The following is a 19,063-nucleotide window of genomic DNA, read 5'->3' as shown; positions in this document are numbered from 1 at the left end:
TTAGAAATAAGGCAAGGATGACCAGGTCCCTTAGAAAACCAGGGATTCTTGCGGGGAAGCTTTGGCAAATCGCTGAGGATAGAATAAGTTTCCCTCAATTTGTTCACAACGCCCCTTTAAAATCAGGTCTGACACGATGCGGCCAACGGCTGAAGCATGCATAAAGCCGTGACCGCTAAAGCCGCTTGTCAGATAAAAACCCTTCAAGTCTGCTGCTTCGCCGATAATGGGAAGATAATCTGGAGTTTGATCACGTATCCCGGTATAGGTGCGCAGCCATTTAATATTGAGAGCGGAAGGGATTGCCTCCATTGCGGCCAGAAAAAAATCCTCGGCTAAAGATTTGTCAACCACCTCATCCAGCCCGGGTCGGGTGTCTTTATCGGTCCCGCCTAATAAGACGGTTTTAGCACTGGCTTCCTGATGCAAATAAAAGCCTGTGGCTAAATCCACGATCAGGGGAGCCGCAGCCGGCACATCTTTGGGATTAGTGCAAACATACACCTGACGGCGAAAGGACTGTACGGGGAGAACAATCCCGGCTGCGCCGGCCAATCCGGCGGCATAAGGGCCGGCGGCGTTCACAATAATCGGACTATGGAATACCCCTTGTGTCGTTTCAACACCTGAGACAGCATTGCCCTGGCGGAGGATTTTTCTTGCTTCACATTGGAAATGTACGGGAACTCCCCGTCTCCGCACCGAAGCATAGAGAGCTGCCAAGACGGCATAGGGATCTGCATAAGCATCCCATTGACCGAAGGTTCCGCCTAAGTAATGGTCCTGCTGCAGATAGGGAAAGTTTTTTTCGAGTTCCTCTTGAGATAAGATTTTAACAGGTATACCCTCGCTCTCAGCCTGTCCGGCGCTCAGCTTCAGATCAGCCCACAGAGCCTCGTTGGGGGCCAGCATCAGATAGCCCCTTTCCCGATACCAGATCGGAGTATCGAAAGCCGGCTCAAAGTTAAGGAAAAAATCTCTGCTGAGAAGGCTTAAGCGCCGCAGAAGAGGACTGCTGAATTGGTAACGGATGCCCCCTGTGCATTTCCCGGTTGAACCTAAACCCAATAATTTTTCTTTTTCCAAGATGACAATCGATAATTTAGGATCGGCCTCCAGAAGGTGATAGGCCACACTTAACCCCATAATACCCGCGCCGATAATTATGATATCCGACTTAGGTTGTTTATAATTATTGCTCATTGACATTTCTCCTTAAGCAAATCTAACCAGGACAACGGCTTTAGGCCTGTTAAATAAAATAAGCCCTTTAGTTAACAGGGCTTGGAAAACAGCCATAGCGATCTACATTATAATTACGCAGATCGCATCTGACTTAACAGCGCTTTCCCATTACAATTGGGAATCAGCGCACGTTCAAACTTTACGGCAAATTCAGCAAGCGGCGGAGACCTTAAAATAACTGGGTTTAAACAAATAAGTCCGGCTCTTGGCGAGCGGCATATTCAATTTCTAATTCCTCTTTATGCCGCAGATAATCCGGATCATCGTAATATTTTGCCTGGGTAGGACATTTTTTAATACAGGCGCCACATTTAATACAGATTCCCAGCAGTTCAGAGACATTTTCAGGATTGATCGAACCCATAGGACAGACTTCAACGCAAAGTTTACAATTAGTGCACTGATCATTTGTTTTGGGAGTTACCTTTCTTATATCCACTGGATTACCGTCTTTGTTTTTAGGTTTATAATAATTTCTATACGGTTGATTTCCTCTCACGGCTACCGCCTTACACTCCCCCGGTGCGCTTAATTTCACGTAGAGACCTTTGGCAAATTCCTCGGCAATGGCCATGTCTTTCTCATCCGGTCTGTTTTGAGCAAGGGTTAGGGAAAAGGAGTGCTCTCCAATAAACGCTCCGGCTGCCAGCACTTTAAAGCCGTTAGCTTCCAGAATATCTCTCAATTCTATTAAAGCATCGTCATAGTTTCTGTTTCCATAAACAACAATAGGGATCGCTAAAGCACCGCGACCGCTAATCGTGTTTAAATAGTTTAATAAGACATTCGGAACTCTTCCCGCATAGACCGGAACACCGATAATAACGACATCCTGTTCTGAAAAGGACACAGGTTTTAACCTGATCCCCGGCAAGGTAAAATCAATGTTCCTGGCGGCTGTTTCTTGATCAGGTTTCCCGGATGTACTTTCTGCAAGTTTCCGGGCTATTCCCAATACTATTTTTTTAGTCGTGCCTGTCGGACTGAAATACATGGAGTTAATCGCCTGACTCATAACCCGTCCCCCTTGATTTTTGCAATAATCTCTGATTTATAGAATCAATACGTTTACAACCGGAATGTCTTCTCCAACAACACCCAAAGAATGTCCTCGCAAACAACTATATTCCAAATTAACGGCGAAAGATGGCGAAAAAGCGAACCTATAACAAAAAAATAGTTAAGAATAGTTTGGGTTCAACTATCTTAGCTATCTTTTTAAGCGGTTTATTCAATTTCCAAATCAATATCTTTGTACAGTTCAGACTTCTCCTCGATTTGGAAAGGGACCAAAGAAACAACAATATTTCTATAATTCAAAAGCGCTCTGGCTATAAACAAACTGGTGTTATTGTGAAGTGCCATTTCCCAAGGCTTCGCCACAACAAACTGGGGCAAAAGAACAGTTATCACATCTCCCGGTCTTGAAGCATGTTCATTGGACTCGATATACTCAGTAAGAGGACCAACTATGTCCCGGTACGCTGACTGCTTGATCACAAGCGGGACATCTGTTTTAAGTTTGGCCCATTTGCTTCTCAGTTTATCTGCTTCACCCTCATAAGTCTCTACATTGAACACTTCAACCTCGTTAGACAAGCTTTTAGCATAGCGAAGTGTCTTTATTACCATAACATTAAGACTTTGGACAGGAATAATAACATAGGGCATCGGTTTGGGACTGAGTTTCAGCCGTTCTATCCGGTCATTGGGAACATCCAGCCTTTTGGCAATCATAGTATAGTGATTTCTGATCTTCATCATAACAATAACCAGCAAGGGAATGATCAGTAAAACAACCCAGGCACCACTGAGAAATTTGGTAACGGCAATAACGATTACGGTTATGAAGGTTATAATGGTTCCTAATCCGTTGATAAAGGCCTTATAAACCCAACCCCTGGGCTTTGTCCTAAACCATTTTAAGAATATTCCGGCCTGGGCTAAGGTAAAGGACGTAAAGACACCGATAGCATACAAAGGAATAAGCAAGTGGGTATCACTTTGGAAAATTATGACCAGCATCCCCGCCGCTAAGGATAAAAGTAAAATGCCATTGGAAAAACCTAATCTGTGTCCCCGCATTGCAAACTGCCGCGGAACATAACCGTCCCGGGCAATAATGGACAACAGGATCGGAAAACCGGCAAAAGCAGTGTTGGCCGCCATGGCTAAGATAACGGTTGTCGTTGCTTGAATAATATAAAACATTAAGCCCCGGCCGAAAATGCTAGCGGCTAATTGGGCGATGACCGTTTGCTGGGAATTAGGCACAGGATGAAAAACCGTCGCTAAGTATGTGATCCCGCCAAAGGTTATAATCACAAAAATAGTCAGCAAGACATAAGCCAGCTTGGCGTTTTTTACCGCCGGCTCTTTAAAGTTGGGCACAGCGTCACAAATGGCTTCTACCCCTGTAACGGCGGCACAACCCGAGGAAAAAGCCCGCAGCAGCAGAAAAAGGGAAATAGCCTGAGTGCCGAAAGAAACAGCAGGATCAGAAACCATAGGGGGAATCGGTACTGCAGTCCCCCCAATGCTCTTGATTATGCCTGCTATGAGGAGACTAAGTATGGTAACCAAAAAAGCGTAGGTTGGAATACTGAAAAATTTCGAAGAGTCACTAACCCCGCGCAGATTCCCTATAGTCATTAGGGCTATAAAAAATATCGCTATGGCTATCCGGTGGGGGTACAGCGCCGGAATTGCCGAGGTAACAGCGGCTGTACCGGCGCTGATGCTGACGGCAACCGTTAAAATATAATCAACCGACAGGGATGCGCCGACAATAAGCCCATACTTTACTTTGAGATTGTCCTTAGCGACAATGTAGGCCCCGCCGCCATTAGGATAAGCACTAACGATTTGACGATAAGAAATGGTCAGTACAAGGAGAAGCAAGATAATGGCTATGGCAATCTTAGGAGCCCAATAGTAGGAAATCAAACCGATTGAAGGAACAAGGACCCATAAAATTTCATCAACGGCATAGGCAACCGAAGAAATGGCATCGCTCGCCAAAACAGGAAGACCCCAAAAAACATTAAATTTTTCTTCACTGAGCCTATTCGTCGGTAATTTTTCACCCAAAAGCCATCTTTTTAGGTTTTGTATCACTGCTATGCACCTCGCAAATCTAAAGTCAATCATAAGGCTTATCTTTTTAAGACGAAAACATACTTAACATTTTCAACTACCTATGCTCAATTAAAATATTAAGTAAAAAAGAGGTACATAGACTTGGCCCTTAATTGTGCTAAACAGGCAACCCATCTCTTATTCTCATGTTTTTGGCTTATAAAAACAAATATAATTCTACTCTATCCAATGATCGGAGTCTAGCAGATTTTAGCATTCCTTTTCGTAAAAAAGGCTAAATTCAGGTAAATTATCAACAATTTCAGGTCTAATTACATTCAGACTATTTTTATCTCGATTGTGCTCGAAGATAAACCTAAATCATGCGGAAATTATCTCTGCTTGTCCCAAACTTAGGAACTCAGAAATATTTCAGGCAATAAATCTTTGCCACTAACTGTTACAGGTATTTTTCCGCCAATCGTCTGCAATTATTAATCTTATGAATCTTTTTCTCTGAATTTCCCTAAATAATCTTGCTAATGCCACAAACCATCTTCAAGAAAAGATCAAGAGGCTGACCCGCCCATGAGAGAGCAATAAGTCAGCCTCTTAAAAAGTTTCTTCTTCTCTGTTATTCTTTGTCTTCAGGAATCTCAGATAATGCCTCCAGCGTCCGCCAATTTCTCATGAATCCAATTCACAATCTCTGTCGTAGGTGCTCCCGGAGTAAACAGCGCTTCCGCATGTCCGGCCTCTAAAAGCGAAACGATATCTTCCTCGGGAAACGTTCCCCCGCCCATGAGCACAATATCTTCAGCATTTTGCTCTTTAAGCAGCTCCTTGATTCTCGGGAAAATTGTCATGTGCGCTCCGGATAAAACACTAATTCCTATTATATCCACATCTTCCTGAATCGCGGCTTCGACGATCTGTTCCGGGGTTTGATGCAAACCCGAGTAGATGACTTCCATTCCCGCATCACGAAGTGCCCGCGCGATCACTTTAGCACCCCGGTCATGTCCGTCCAAACCCGGCTTGCCAACTAAGACACGAATTCGACTCTTCTTCATGACGTTCCCTCCCCCAATACTTAAAATACAGCTTGTTCCCGATACTCCCCAAAGACTTCTTTCAGAACAGCAATCATCTCTCCCTCGGTAGCATAAGCCCGGACAGCGTCAATAATTTTCGGAATCAAATTGCCGGATTCCTGAGCCGCTTCCTTTAAGTCCGTTAAGGTCGTTTGAACCCGGAGGTTATCGCGGCCTTGTTTCATGGCCTGAAGCGCGCATATTTGAGATTTCTCAATTTCGGGGTCAATTTTCAGCAGTTCAATCTCTACTTTTCCCTCGTTAACAAACTCATTAACCCCTACAATAATCCGGTCTTTGCTTTCGATCTCCTGTTGATAGCGGTAAGCCGCATCGGCTATTTCCTGCTGAAAGAAATTCTCGCGGATGCCTCCCAGAACCCCGCCCAGTTCATCAATTTTGCGGAAGTACTCCTCAGCCCCCTCTTCCATTTGCTGGGTTAGAGTTTCCACAAAGTAAGAACCCGCCAAGGGGTCAATAGTATTGACCACGCCCGTTTCATAAGCAAGAACTTGTTGGGTGCGCAAAGCAATCTGAACGGACTTTTGCGTCGGCAAAGCCAGAACTTCATCCATGGAATTGGTATGCAGCGACTGAGTACCGCCTAAGACAGCGGCCATGGCTTGGTAAGCCGTCCTGACAATGTTATTTTCCGGCTGCTGGCCCGTTAGAGAACAGCCCGCGGTTTGAGTATGAAAGCGCAAGAGTAAGCTTTCTTCCTTTTTAGCTCCATACTTTTCTTTCATATGACGGGCCCAAATGCGGCGGGCCGCTCGGTATTTGGCGATTTCTTCAAAAAAATCCGTATGAGAGTTAAAGAAGAAGGATAAACGGGGAGCAAAATCGTCCACATCAAGACCCGCTTTGATACCTGCTTCAACATAGGCAAATCCATCCGCCAGGGTAAAGGCTAATTCCTGCAAAGCCGTTGCCCCCGCTTCCCGAATGTGGTAACCACTGATGCTAATGGTATTCCACTTGGGAACATTTTCTTTGGCATAGCCGAAAATATCCGTAATGAGGCGCAGCGAAGGTTCGGGCGGAAAGATCCAGGACTTTTGGGCAATGTATTCTTTGAGAATATCGTTCTGAATTGTTCCGGTTAATTTATTGGCCGCAACGCCCTGCTTTTCCGCCGCCACAATATACATGGACCAAATGATCGAGGCCGGAGCATTGATAGTCATTGACGTACTCACTTTGTCAAGCGGAATGCCCTCAAATAAGATTTCCATGTCGGCCAGGGAATCAATAGCTACCCCAACCCGGCCTACCTCCCCATAAGCGCGCAGATGATCCGAGTCATAGCCCATGATCGTCGGCATATCAAAAGCAACACTCAAGCCCGTTTGGCCTTGCCCAAGCAGAAACTTATACCGCTCATTGGACTCCTTCGCCGTGGCGAAACCGGCAAATTGACGCATGGTCCAGAGCCGCCCGCGATACATATTCGACCGGACACCGCGAGTGTAAGGATACTCCCCGGGATTTCCCAAATCCTTCTCATAATCAATCTCGGCCATATGCCCCGGTGCATAGAGCGGATCAAGCGGAACACTAGAAACCGTAATAAATGGTCCTTTTCGCTCTTTCTGGGCATCATAGTTCGCTTTCCAGCGCAAGAAATTGTTTCTCATCCCATTTATCCTCCTTTAAAACGCTCTTCCCACAGCCTTTGCGCTATTTCGTAGGGATCTGCTTCAGCGTAAGACCTGAATTTTTCTTTAGCCGCTTCCCAAACGCTCTCGAACAATGCCAGGGTTTTATCCTCCCATTGGCGCCAGACTTCCAGGCGAAGCCGCTCTTTGCGCCGTTCATCTCTTTGCCCGGATTCTAACAGATGCACTTGATGAACCTCTATTTGCTGAAATAAGGTCTCCAGTCCACTATTATTAAGCACACTGGTCAGAATAACCGGCGGACGCCAAGTCTTCCCATCGCAGCTCAAGTTCAACATCATCTCGATGTCATTTTTCATGCGTTCCGACCCGGGCAGGTCTGATTTATTGATCACAAAAATATCCGCAACTTCCATAATTCCCGCTTTAATGGCCTGAATCCCGTCTCCCGTCCCCGGATTAAGTACGACCACGACAGTATCGGCCATTTGCATGATTTCCAGTTCAGATTGACCGACTCCGACCGTTTCCAGCAGAAGCCGGCCATACCCCCCGGCTTCTAAAATTCTCAAAACATCCAATGTCGAGCGGGTAACTCCGCCTAAATGCCCCCGCGTTCCTAAGCTGCGGATAAATACGTCACGGTCTGTTCCATGGGCCTGCATACGAATGCGGTCCCCTAAAATTGCCCCGCCTGAATAAGGGCTGCTGGGGTCCACTGCGACAATCCCCACTCTTTCATTTTTTGAGCGGTAGAATTTTGTCAAGGCCTCAACTAACGAGCTTTTTCCGGCTCCAGGCGGCCCCGTTATTCCTACGACCATTTGACGGTTCGTCTGTTTGAGGATAGACCGCATAATGTATTCCCGTTCGAAGTCATCTTCAACCCAGGAAATGAGCTTGGCAGCCGCCCTGCGGTCACGTTCTAAGAGACGGACTAGCCATTGATCGAGTGCTTCTTTGCTCAAAATTCCATCCCTGCTTTCGCCTCAACCCCCTGGTTATAGGCATGCCTTTTTTCCGTCATTTCTGTCACAGTATCAGCAATTTCCATAATTTCAGGCGCTGCGTAACGACCCGTCAACACTAAATTCAGGCGAGACGGCTTCTGCCGGACTAAATCTAAAACCTGAGCCACTGATATTAGTTTAAAGGCCACCGCCACTAGAATTTCATCCAGCACAATGAGATCAAATTTATCCTCTTTAAACCATTGTTTAGCCAGTTCGTATCCTTCCTGAGCCATTCTAATGTCCACCGGGTCGGGATTTTCATAAGAGACAAAGGATTCCTGACCCGATTGAACCAAAGTAAAATTGGGCAACACGGAGGCAATTTTTACTTCTCCGTAATTTTTGCTCCCTTTCATAAACTGCAGAAATCCAACGGTTTGATTATGTCCAAGCGCTCGCACGCTCAGGCCAATTGCCGCTGTAGTCTTGCCCTTTCCGTTGCCCGTATAAACAAGTATAAGCCCTGCCATACCTCCTTACCCCCTTTCCTAACGAGCCTTTTTTAGCCCTTTTAAATTTAAGGCCTCACTCCTTCTTTGTATTTTTCCAATAATCTAAATATTCTTAATTGCAAAATTTATACCACAAAGGCCCCAACCATTTATAAATTAATCCCGCCAATTAATGCCTATAGTATTTACGATGAATCAGGGCCCTTTTTCCAGGGGTGAACCTTAAAGGTTCTTCTTTGCTCAAAGGATTTTAAGCTAATTCCAAGCCATAAAAATGCCCGTAAACGGTACGTTTTTGTAGGAATGTGTACCGCTTACAGGACGTTATGGGGCAGCAATATTTCTCAGTGTTATTTGCTGCTCAGACTTGATTAAATCTTAAGATATAACATACAATGTCCACTATAGGAGTGATATATTTGATTAGATATTACAATCGCAAGAACAAAGCCTACGAAATAGAACAGGTAGCCGGAGAAAAAGCTCTGAATTGGACTTACTCTTCTCCGTTGGGCCTGAATCTCTTAGAAATAGTTATAAAGAAAAAAATGTTCTCAAGCCTCTATGGCTGGTATCTGGACAGGAGCGTAAGCAGGAAAAAAATCGGCCCCTTTATCCAAAAATTCAACCTGGATATGTCTATGGCTGAAAAAAGGCTTAAAGATTTTGCCTCATTCAATGATTTCTTTTACCGCAAATTGAAATCCAGTGCTCGTCCGATCGATCCCGACAGCCATGCCCTTATTTCATTAGGAGATGGGCGACTTTTGGCCTATGAGAAAATAGATTTGGACAACCTGGTTCAAGTTAAAGGGCTGACCTATAGCCTCAGAGATTTGCTTAAAAATGACCGAGTTGCCGAGAGATATCAAAAAGGGACTTGCTTGATTTTAAGGCTCTGTCCCACAGATTATCATCGCTACCACTTCATAGACAGCGGTACCTGTGAGAATACTGAAAAAATCAGAGGAGCCTATTACTCCGTCAATCCGATTGCCCTGCAAAAGGTCAGGAAACTCTTTTGCGAAAATAAAAGAGAATGGAGTACTTTCCATTCCGATCACTTTGGCGACGTCTTGTATGTCGAAGTAGGAGCGACTTGCGTCGGTTCAATTATTCAAACCTATAGCCCCCAAAAACGTGTAAGCCGTGGAGAGGAAAAGGGCTATTTTAAATTCGGAGGTTCCACTGTGATCCTGTTCTTTGAACCGGGCAGGGTGGGAATTGACGAAGATATCCTCAAGCAAACTGAGCTGGGGTATGAAAGTTATGTCTTATTGGGAGAAAAAATCGGGATTAAACTTGAAGCTTCGGAAATTTAAAGCGATAAAAGTATTTATGATTGGGCATTATTTATTTGTAAGTTGTATATATTGGCCTTAAACAGGGAAGGAGTGATGTAAAAGTGGATTTTAAAACTTGCTCAAAATGTTTATACGGACAAGCGAACGATCTTTGCGAGGCGTTTATGATTCGTCACTATTGTTGTGACGATGGGATAACCGAAATATCCTGGAACGGAGCATGCCCTTTCTATCATGAAAGCACGGAAACACCTTTGAGCTAATTTAATGGTTAATATAGTTACATAAGGGATATTGACTCTTTATTTGCTTCTTTCAGCTTCCGGAGAAAAGAAATATGATTAAATTCAAGTATCCATGAACTTTCCCGGCTTAAGGGGATTTTCATGGATTATTTACATTCTTCACAATAATTCCCTCATGTACATTTCTTGAGCCGGAACTTTCTCTAACATAGCCTGTTATGCCGAACATTTGGTCCTTGTACTCCGGTACTCCGTAACATTATCTCATGAACCCTGGCCCAATTCTCCCGTATTAAAGCCTCTATGCGGAAAGATTCTTCTTCCACGTTGCAGTTGATCCTTCTGCCGGAAAAAAGATAAACTATCAGCGCTTATATCATGATTCTTCATAAACAAATTACTGTTAAATTCATAAAAATAGTTTGAAAGAATTATTTTTATGGAGGCCAATGTAATGAGCAATAGCAACAAGGAAATTCACCCCAAAAGTCCATACTCCGATCCTTCTCCCTATCCGGAAGTACAAGTTCTAAGCCGTAATCCCGATTATGCCGAAATCTTAATGGATGACTATGCCGGCATCATTAGTGAATTTACCGCTATCAATCAATATCTTTACCATCATTTTATATGTACACCAATCAATAAGGAACTTGGAGACTTACTTAAAAACATTGCCAAAAGCGAAATGTTACACCTGGAGATATTAGGAAGCACGATTATAAGCCTTGGCGGGAATCCCGTAATCCGCGGTTCCGGAAGTTTGCTTCATAATAATTTTTGGTCGGGAAAGTCTATTTATTATGGAACAAATCTTTGCGGGCAATTAAAAGCGGATATTGAGGCGGAATATCAGGCAATTGCCGAATACCAACGCCATATCCTTTGCATTGGAGATTCCCAGGTAAAAACAATACTCCAAAGAATTATCTTGGATGAAAAAGTTCATATCCGTCTCTTGAGCCAGGCTCTGGAAAAATTTTGCGGCTGCAACGTTAGAGGTCTCTAAAAATTGGGGTTATTTTTAATGAAATTTTGCCACATTCGTTTTACACCTTCATCAATCTCGTCCCGTGAAGCGCGTATTGTTTTCTCCGTACCGGCATGTCCGATTTCAAGTGTCCCCTTTTTAAGTTCAGCAAACACTCCGTTGGCAAATTCCGTAACGGGCACGCCAAAGGTATGCAGTCCTACACCGCCTAAATCCGTATTCACGGCAGGAGGTAAAACTTCTACAATGCTCATCTTGGTTTCAGCCAGTTGCAGCCTAAGACTCATAGTAAAAGAATGAAAAGCGGCTTTGGTAGCACTGTAAATAGGCGCCCAAGCGGCCGGAGTAATGCTTAAATTCGAAGAAATATTGACAATGCTCCCTGCTTGCTTTTGCAACAAATGCGGCAAAAACAGCAGGCTTAAATGAATAGGCGCCTCTAAGTTGGCCGCAATTTCTTGATGGTAATAATTCCAGTCAGAGTTAAGCCGTTTAAAGTTTATTCTTTGTTGAATTCCCGCATTATTCACTAAAACATCCAATTCCGGAAATTCTTTAGTCACCGCCTCAAATAGCAATTGGCGCTCGGCAACATTGGTTACATCACAAACGAAGGTGTGCAAATTCGGAAATTTCTCTTTAGCGGCCTGGAGCCGCTCTTTACGTCTACCACAAATAATGACTTTATTTCCGGCGTTATAAAAACACTCTGCCAGAGCAAGCCCAATACCCGAACCTCCGCCTGTGATTAAAACTGTCTTTCCGCTTGTTATCATTCTAAAAAACCTCCTTATTGGTATTCGCTTAGACCTCCGGCCACTCCAAGTTTTGAGAAGCCATTTTCTGAGACACACAATTTATTTTGACGTTTATACTTCTCTTTTATCCCATTTTCGCGCCAGTAATCCGTAGACAACGTGATCGACATAACGATCATAAAGCCACTCCGCCTCGCGCAGGATACCCTCCTGAGCAAAACCCAGCCGTTCCGGTATTGACCGGCTTTTGAAATTTTTTTCCGCACATCTGATCTCAACTCGATTGAGCTTCAGCTCGGCAAAGGCATATTCAATAAATGCTTTACAGGATTTAGTCATAAGCCCTTTTCCTTGATAACGTTCTCCGAGCCAATATCCGATACTGGTGGTTTTGTTTGCCCAATTAATGCCATGAAAGCCTATGACTCCGGCAATTTTCCCTTGATACCAAATTCCCGCTTGCAGTCCGTTATTGGCTGCAAACTGGTTCCTGGTCATCTGAATAAATGATTTTATATCATCCGCACTCTTTGTTCCATCTACCCAAGGAAGCCATTGCTTAAGGTAAGAGCGGTTTAATTCAGTCAATGTATACAATTGCTCCGTATGCAAAATTTCCAACGGTTTAAGTCTTACCTCGTCTTCAACAACAAATTCAAACAATGCCGCTCAACTCCTTCTGCTTTAGATTCTTTAATTTCCACATCTTGACGGGAATTCCTTCTGGTTTGAGAGAAATTATTAAAGGCAAACAGCCAGAGCCTTAAAACGGCCTTGGCTGCTTGCTTGGCACTAACAAGAGCAGCATCAGCAATTTAAGCGGTGCCGTCTCTTATTCAAGCTTAAAACATTTCTTTAGTCATTTTGTCTATTGCTTCACTGACTGCATCGTATACACCCGGGAAAGAACTCCAATTTCCCCCTTGAGTTAAACAAGGGATAAAGAACAGCTTTCCGCAATTTCGACAAGCTCTTTCAACTTCTCGCGCGGCAATTTCCGGGGTCCATTCCGGAAAATCCACGACACCGCTGTCAATATCCCCCATGAAGCTGATCTGCCCGCCATAGTTTTGAATAAGCTCAGGCGTGTTGTTCGTTGTCATGACTCCCTGCCAAATATCTACTCCCATTTCAATCATATAGGGCACCAAATTAGCGGCATAGGAATCACTGTGGTGCACGATTAACTCAACCCCATTGTCTTTATAGAAGCCATAGATTTTTTTATAGGCCGGAAGATAGAACTCGTCAAACATGGCCGGTGAAATGAAAGAGGATTTTTGGCTCCCCCAATCGTCATGATGAAAAATACAATCGGGATGGAGATGATCGATCAAGGCTTGAGCATAGGCTAACTCGTGCTCAGTAAGGTAAGCAATCAATTCATGCATAGCTTCCGGTTCTTCATATAAGGCCATTAGGGCGTCTTCCATACTCATGAGGTGATGACACATTTCAAAAACACCCGGCGCGACAAACACCGTAATAAATTCTTCGTTGCGGTCAACCCTCTGGGCGTGAGCAGCGGCTGCGGCCCAGGCTTCATCAGAAGCAGGGATCTCTGGCGCTTTAACGTATTTTCTCCACTCTGTGATATCCTTCAATACTTTGTGCTCGTCGTCGTGAACCGGGAACCCTCCCAGCTGGCCTTCCGGCCACTTGAAAGTAATTCCCCAATCATTTTTTATGGTTTGACCAGGTTCCGGGAAACGTCCGCCGGGAGTCTCCATGATAAAGTGCATAAACTCATATTGTTTAACAAAGCGGTCAGGATTTCCGCCTTTAATTGTTGCCATTAAGTTTTGCCTCTTGCTCAACATAAATTTCCCTCCTTATCTGCGAATTTTTCAACCTTTTACCAACTCTACCGCTCTTGCGGCCGCACTGCCTGCATCGGGGGCAAAACCATCTGCTCCGATGGAAGCGGCGAATTCTGCCGATACGGGGGCTCCGCCGACGATCACCTTAAATCCCGTTAAGCCGCTGGATTTTAAAGTCTGAACTGTTTCCTTCATTGCCGGCATAGTCGTTGTCAGTAGCCCTGAACAAGCCACTAAGGTTACGTTTTTGTTTTCCTTGACAGCTTGCATAAATTTAGAGGCCGATACGTCCACTCCCAGATTTACGATCTCAAATCCGGCACTTTCAATCATCATGGAAACAAGGTTTTTGCCGATATCGTGGAGATCACCGGCAACAGTGCCAATAACACAAGTGCCCAAAGAAGATCTGCTCTGTCCGGCGAAGTGAGGTTTCAGGACTTCGACACCTTTAGACATGGCTTTAGCTGCCATCAGCATTTCCGGTACGAAAATTTCTCCGGCGGAAAATTTATCGCCAACGACACTCATTGAGTCAACCATGGCTTGAAGAATGTCTGGCGCCGCATTTCCCTCAGCCAGCGCTTCCTCTATCAGGCCCGGAACAAGTTTAGCTTTTCCTGCCTCTACCATAGCTTTAACGTCATTGATCTTAGACATTTTCACAAACCTCCTTAGGGCTTATTTCATTTAAAAAAGCTTCAAAATTTAAAGGAGTGTTAATTTAGAGCTCAATTAATTTCTCTCTGCCAAGAGAACCGGGACTCGGACTATTAAGAAGACTCAATAAATAACCCGACGAAACTCAGCCAAGCGGCTGCTCTTGATTTGTTGAACACTAGCCCGGTCCCGCAGGCGTTTAATGTATATTTGCTTGCGAAGAAGGGCCAACGGGGGCAGCCGGTTTTTTGACAGCGAAAATTATTATGAATAAGGCCAAAGTCGCTAAATAACCAAAAGTTCCAAAATAATATTGAAATCTCAGGGTTGTGATATGCAGCGGTTCCATAATAGCAGCATAGAAGTATCCGGAAAGGAATCCGCCCAGATTCATGCCGGAGACAATGATGGACATCGCCATGGGAGTTTGGCTGGGATGCACGGAAGCACCGGCAAGCATATAGATAGCTGACATACAAAGCGTCAAGCCAACACCCAGACACGCTTCTCCAAGGATAAATAAAGGCACGCTCTGACTAAAAGAAAACAAAATTTGAGATATCATAAAGAAGGCAAGTCCGATATTCAGGGTCTGCCTGCCGACTTTTTGATACATTTTGCCAAACACCACTCCGGCGATCATGCCGCCAACTGTCATGAACATCAGGACTACTCCGGCGACGGCGGAATTGGCTTTAATCGTTAAAAGGACGGAAGACATATTGGTAAGTGAAGGATAATCCAGAATTGTCAAGACTCCAAAAACCACCCCCCAGCCAAAGACTGAAGCAGGCATCTTTAATTTTTCAGTTTCAACATTTACCGAACCCTCCTTTTCCGCTTTTGGGGGTTCCGGCAAGTAAATCAAAACGATAATAAACGTAAGCAAGCCAAGGGCATGCGCCAGAAAGCTGTAATTCCAGCTTACAGCGGCAAGAACGCCGCCCAGCAACTGGAGCACGATTCCTCCGATATTCATGACAACACCGTTAATTCCCATGACACCGGCCTGCTTGTCGGAGGGTACAAGATTGAAAATCAAAGCATTATTAAGAGGCATAATAAGTCCCAGGCCTAAGCCAAAAAGCCCTCTGGCTATCAAAATCCGGGCGAAATCGTGCAGGAAATAGGGAACTGCCCCGCCAAGACTGAACATCAATGTTGCAAAAATTACCAACGTCCTGTATTTCACTGATTTCCCGGCAATCCCTCCTCCCAGGATTGATACAGGTATAGATATAAGAGAAGGGATAGTGGATACCAGCAATAAGGTACTGAAACTCACGGACGGGAAGGCTCCTCCAATAGCGGCTATGGCAGGTGTGATGGTTCCGACACCCATAGCAAGGAATCCGAATGAAAAGATGGCAAACAACACAAAGGACTGCCGTTTATCATTCATAAATATCTTCCTTTCCAATAATAATTGTCATTGATGTCATGCAGAGCCAGCCAAATAGTCATAGTTCGAATATTGGGAATTTTTTAAGCCCACTTATTTCCCCCTTTCAGTTTGCCAAGTGTAATACTGAGTCACTTCTTGTGTTCATTCCCCCTTATTTTTAAATTTTGCTTATTGTACACACGTTAATATGTATATACAAATTAACGTGTGTATTCCCCAAAGATATGTAAGATTTTCAGGGTTAAAAGCTTCTTCGCAGCCTAGTCCGGCAAACTATGCCCTCTGGAGTTTTGGGCTTTTCAAAACTAAATAACTGAGCAGAGAACCAATATCCGTCACAGCGATGATGACTCCCATGGGAACCGCAGTATTGCTTCCACCCAAGCCGACTAACGGAGCAACGCAAGCTCCAAAGATAAAAGACATAAGTCCTAACAACGCTGAAGCGCTGCCTGCCGCATGAGCGTAATTTTCCATTGCTAGAGCTGAACCGGCAGTCCCCACAATGCCAACACATGAAACGACCAGAAACAAGGGCAGTAATATAACCGCAAGACCGGCATTAAGGATAATGGCTACGAGCAAAGCAAAACCGGCAACAGCAGCCATATAAAGTCCGCTGACGAACAATTTAATCCCATCGATTTTTCCCGCCAGCCTGCCGGTAACTTGCCCGGCAATAATAATCCCAATGCCATTCATGGCGAAAATCAGGCTAAAGATCTGAGGGGAGGCGCCAAAAATATTTTGTATCACAAAGGGAGAGCCCGATATGTAGGCAAACATCCCTGCTGAAACAAGACCTTGAGGCAAGGCATATTTAACAAAACCAGCATCGGTAATCAGCGTTTTAAACGTTAACAGAGTATTTGAGAGGCCGCCTGAAGTACGGCTATCTTTAGGCAATGACTCCCGCAGGCCAAAATAAACAGCACAGGTCATCAACAACCCGACAACACACAAAACGATAAAAACCCCGCGCCACGCGGTAAAATGCAAGAGCTGTGCTCCAATAATCGGCGCCAATACCGGTCCCAAGCCATTGACCAACATCAAGAGCGAGATGAATCTCATCATTTCCGAACCTGAGTAGAGATCTCGAACCACAGCCCTTGAAATGACAATCCCTGCCGAACCGGCCACTCCTTGGATAAACCTTAAAGTTATTAAGCCGCTGATCGAAGAAGTTACCGCACAAAACAGAGAAGTAGCCGTATAAACAATTAAGCCTAATAGCAGGGGCAACCGGCGGCCACGAATATCGCTTTGGGCTCCCATAAGCAATTGTCCCAGTGAGATCCCCAGCAAACAGGCAGTTATGCTTAGTTGGGCCAAAGAAGCATTGGTATGAAGGTCCGTTGTTAAGGAAGGCAGCGATGGCAAATACATATCAATAGACAGTGGAGCAAAGGCCGCCAAAGCACCTAAAACAAAAGCGATCCAATAGCGAAGTGATTTCGACCCTGATAGTGCTGATTTCGTTAAATAATTAGTCTGACTCATCCTAGTTTCCATTCCTTTCCTTTTGCCCTTCTTAATGTCACTGAACCTAAAACAATCACTATTATGATTGTCTACAAGAATTAGGAAATGTTTTCAAAAATTCATTGTCTTTTTAAATCATTTGTTAAAACATCATGTTGTATATACAAATATACTATCTCAATAGTTTAAATATTACAATAGCTTTAGGGGAAATATTATTATCCTTGATAATTTTCATTCAATGTGGAAAGGTTGAGCCGCAACCATAAAAGAACTAATCTAAACTAATCTTGATTGCTCAAAGCTTTCCCGCCAGGCCGATAAGCTTGCAAATCAGGAAAGTAACACAACGTCAGAGAAACAAACAGGGGCGGACAAGCCACCCCTTAGCAAGATACAAAACTAAATTAGAGTTTCCCCATCTCTTCTTCTACTTCCTGAGCACCTTCAAGATAATATTTTTCTTCATCAGGAGCCAGTTCTTTTAGCAATCTTAAGAATTCACCTGCATGAACCCTTTCTTCATTGGCAATATCCTCTAATACTTCAATCGCCAATTTATTGTCCGTAGACTCTGCCAATTGCATATACATTTGAATAGCTTCGTATTCTGCTGAAATCATGAATCTTATCGCTCTAATTAATTCTGCTTCAGTCAGCTTGCGGTCTTTTGCCAACCCGGAAAAAGGGCTTCCAAACTCAGGCATAGTTATTCCTCCTTCATCTTGTTAAACTACAGTGAATTTAGCATCACTTACATGGTTTCTTGATCATAACCATTCAACATCTTCCCTTTAATTTCCTTCAACACCAGGAAAAAACCCTTCAATAGTTTTTACAGTTTCTATCTTAATCTGCTGATTTAGCCAATTATTAATACATTCATTCAACACATTCATGACGATACCTTGTCAAAGACAACTACAGCAGACAGTCGAAAAGGAACACAGCCCTACTCAGACTCTCTGCCTTACCGAAGGCAAAATTATCGCAAACGTTTAATTTGCGGCCAGCTCAATTCTGTTCCTGCCCATCAGCTTGGCTTTATAAAGAGATTCATCCGCTTTTTTGATCATCTCCCCACCAGTTAGCGAATCATCCGGCTTTCTAAAGCAGATTCCCATGCTAACTGTGATTTTTATCAACTCTGTCCCAATATCAAAGGCATTGTTTTCTATGGCTTGTCTGATTCTCTCGCACAACTGGCAAACTTTTTCCAGAGAAATGTCCGTTAAGACCAAGCCAAACTCTTCTCCGCCATATCTGCCAACTATGTCGCCGTTTCTGACATTACTCACAATAATCTTAGTCAATTCTTTTAAGACCGTATCACCGGCCATGTGTCCATAGGTATCGTTAACCTTTTTAAAATGATCAATATCGAGCATGACAAAAGCAAGGTTTCCTCCGCTTCGTTCCTGCTTAGTAAACTCTTTCTGGAACAATTCAAGTAACAAGGCGTGGTTATAAACACCTGTCAGCCCATCTCTGGAAGCCATTTCTTTCAGCTTATCCTGTTGTTTCTTAAAACGTAAAGCTGATTGCACTCTTGCTACTACCTCAATTTCATCAATCGGTTTTTTAATGTAATCAAAGGCTCCCAGGTCAAGCGCTCTTTTTACATCTTCTCCTTCAGTTTTAGCTGTCACCATGATAACAGGTATATCCTGCGTCAAAGAATTAGTTTTTAGTGTTCTACACACTTCATATCCATCCATTCCCGGCATCATAATATCCAGTAAGATGATATCGGGTTTTAAATTGAGGACCATTTCCAGGGTTGAGACACCGTCGTCAGATGTATGGACTAAAAAATTCTCGTCCTCAAGTATTTCCTTCAGCAATCTTATATTATTTATGTTATCGTCAACAACCAGGACTTTCTCATTCATAA

The 19,063-nt window shown here is 43.9% G+C and carries 18 protein-coding genes; 3 read left to right on the top strand and 15 right to left on the bottom strand.

Annotated features, from left to right (window positions below):
• Positions 1-30: 30 nt before the first annotated feature.
• The 7 genes from REC12_RS24775 to REC12_RS24745 form a co-directional block, all read right to left on the bottom strand.
• Positions 31-1,203: an NAD(P)/FAD-dependent oxidoreductase gene (locus REC12_RS24775; RefSeq protein WP_308898837.1), complete on the bottom strand. Its 1,173-nt coding sequence runs from the start codon at positions 1,201-1,203 to the stop codon at positions 31-33.
• A 226-nt stretch (positions 1,204-1,429) separates the two neighbouring features.
• Positions 1,430-2,260: an EFR1 family ferrodoxin gene (locus REC12_RS24770; protein WP_308898835.1), complete on the bottom strand. Its 831-nt coding sequence runs from the start codon at positions 2,258-2,260 to the stop codon at positions 1,430-1,432.
• Positions 2,261-2,472: 212 nt separating this feature from the next.
• Complete coding sequence (locus REC12_RS24765) at positions 2,473-4,362, bottom strand: APC family permease (RefSeq protein WP_308898833.1); 1,890 nt, start codon at positions 4,360-4,362, stop codon at positions 2,473-2,475.
• 617 nt (positions 4,363-4,979) lie between these two features.
• Entirely contained in the window at positions 4,980-5,396 is a 417-nt protein-coding gene (locus REC12_RS24760) for a cobalamin B12-binding domain-containing protein (RefSeq protein WP_308898832.1), read from the bottom strand.
• A 20-nt stretch (positions 5,397-5,416) separates the two neighbouring features.
• Positions 5,417-7,054, bottom strand: a complete 1,638-nt coding sequence (locus tag REC12_RS24755; protein WP_308898830.1) for an acyl-CoA mutase large subunit family protein — start codon at positions 7,052-7,054, stop codon at positions 5,417-5,419.
• Between the two features lie 5 nt (positions 7,055-7,059).
• On the bottom strand, positions 7,060-8,004 hold the full coding sequence (meaB, locus tag REC12_RS24750; protein WP_308898828.1) for a methylmalonyl Co-A mutase-associated GTPase MeaB: 945 nt from the start codon (positions 8,002-8,004) through the stop codon (positions 7,060-7,062).
• The gene (locus REC12_RS24745) at positions 8,001-8,519 is read right to left on the bottom strand and encodes a cob(I)yrinic acid a,c-diamide adenosyltransferase (RefSeq protein ID WP_308898827.1); all 519 of its coding nucleotides are present in this window, start codon (positions 8,517-8,519) and stop codon (positions 8,001-8,003) included. The genes meaB and REC12_RS24745 overlap by 4 nt, the downstream gene beginning before the upstream one ends.
• Positions 8,520-8,920: 401 nt before the next feature.
• Between REC12_RS24745 and REC12_RS24740 the strand changes: the two genes are divergently transcribed.
• The 3 genes from REC12_RS24740 (at position 8,921) to REC12_RS24730 (ending at position 11,059) form a co-directional block, all read left to right on the top strand.
• A complete protein-coding gene (locus tag REC12_RS24740; RefSeq protein ID WP_308898824.1) occupies positions 8,921-9,823 on the top strand; it encodes a phosphatidylserine decarboxylase in 903 nt (300 codons plus the stop codon).
• Between the two features lie 83 nt (positions 9,824-9,906).
• Positions 9,907-10,068, top strand: coding sequence for a hypothetical protein (locus REC12_RS24735; protein WP_308898822.1), 162 nt, complete (start codon positions 9,907-9,909; stop codon positions 10,066-10,068).
• A gap of 436 nt (positions 10,069-10,504) precedes the next feature.
• Positions 10,505-11,059 carry a ferritin-like domain-containing protein gene (locus tag REC12_RS24730; RefSeq protein WP_308898820.1) on the top strand — a complete coding sequence of 185 codons (555 nt, stop codon included), beginning with the start codon at positions 10,505-10,507 and terminating at the stop codon, positions 11,057-11,059.
• Here the strand turns inward: REC12_RS24730 and REC12_RS24725 are convergent.
• The 8 genes from REC12_RS24725 to REC12_RS24690 all read right to left on the bottom strand — a co-directional run bounded on the left by REC12_RS24725 (position 11,056) and on the right by REC12_RS24690 (position 19,061).
• Positions 11,056-11,817: an SDR family oxidoreductase gene (locus REC12_RS24725; RefSeq protein ID WP_308898819.1), complete on the bottom strand. Its 762-nt coding sequence runs from the start codon at positions 11,815-11,817 to the stop codon at positions 11,056-11,058. The genes REC12_RS24730 and REC12_RS24725 overlap by 4 nt on opposite strands.
• A gap of 93 nt (positions 11,818-11,910) precedes the next feature.
• A complete protein-coding gene (locus REC12_RS24720; protein ID WP_308898818.1) occupies positions 11,911-12,462 on the bottom strand; it encodes a GNAT family N-acetyltransferase in 552 nt (183 codons plus the stop codon).
• 179 nt (positions 12,463-12,641) lie between these two features.
• Entirely contained in the window at positions 12,642-13,619 is a 978-nt protein-coding gene (locus tag REC12_RS24715; RefSeq protein WP_308898817.1) for a uroporphyrinogen decarboxylase family protein, read from the bottom strand.
• Positions 13,620-13,646: 27 nt separating this feature from the next.
• Positions 13,647-14,279: a cobalamin B12-binding domain-containing protein gene (locus REC12_RS24710; RefSeq protein ID WP_308898815.1), complete on the bottom strand. Its 633-nt coding sequence runs from the start codon at positions 14,277-14,279 to the stop codon at positions 13,647-13,649.
• 199 nt (positions 14,280-14,478) lie between these two features.
• A complete protein-coding gene (locus REC12_RS24705; RefSeq protein WP_308898813.1) occupies positions 14,479-15,681 on the bottom strand; it encodes an MFS transporter in 1,203 nt (400 codons plus the stop codon).
• A 276-nt stretch (positions 15,682-15,957) separates the two neighbouring features.
• Positions 15,958-17,187, bottom strand: coding sequence for a multidrug effflux MFS transporter (locus tag REC12_RS24700; RefSeq protein WP_308898812.1), 1,230 nt, complete (start codon positions 17,185-17,187; stop codon positions 15,958-15,960).
• Between the two features lie 389 nt (positions 17,188-17,576).
• A complete protein-coding gene (gene encB / locus REC12_RS24695) occupies positions 17,577-17,876 on the bottom strand; it encodes an encapsulin nanocompartment ferritin-likeEncB family encapsulin nanocompartment ferritin-like cargo protein cargo protein (RefSeq protein WP_308898811.1) in 300 nt (99 codons plus the stop codon).
• Between the two features lie 291 nt (positions 17,877-18,167).
• A complete protein-coding gene (locus tag REC12_RS24690) occupies positions 18,168-19,061 on the bottom strand; it encodes a diguanylate cyclase (RefSeq protein WP_308898810.1) in 894 nt (297 codons plus the stop codon).
• Positions 19,062-19,063: the final 2 nt, after the last annotated feature.

The sequence above is a fragment of the Candidatus Desulfosporosinus nitrosoreducens genome (genome assembly GCF_030954495.1).
GTDB classification, from domain to species: domain Bacteria; phylum Bacillota; class Desulfitobacteriia; order Desulfitobacteriales; family Desulfitobacteriaceae; genus Desulfosporosinus; species Desulfosporosinus nitrosoreducens.
Note: the sequence above shows the minus strand (reverse complement) of the source record. Positions and strands in the feature narration are given on the sequence as shown.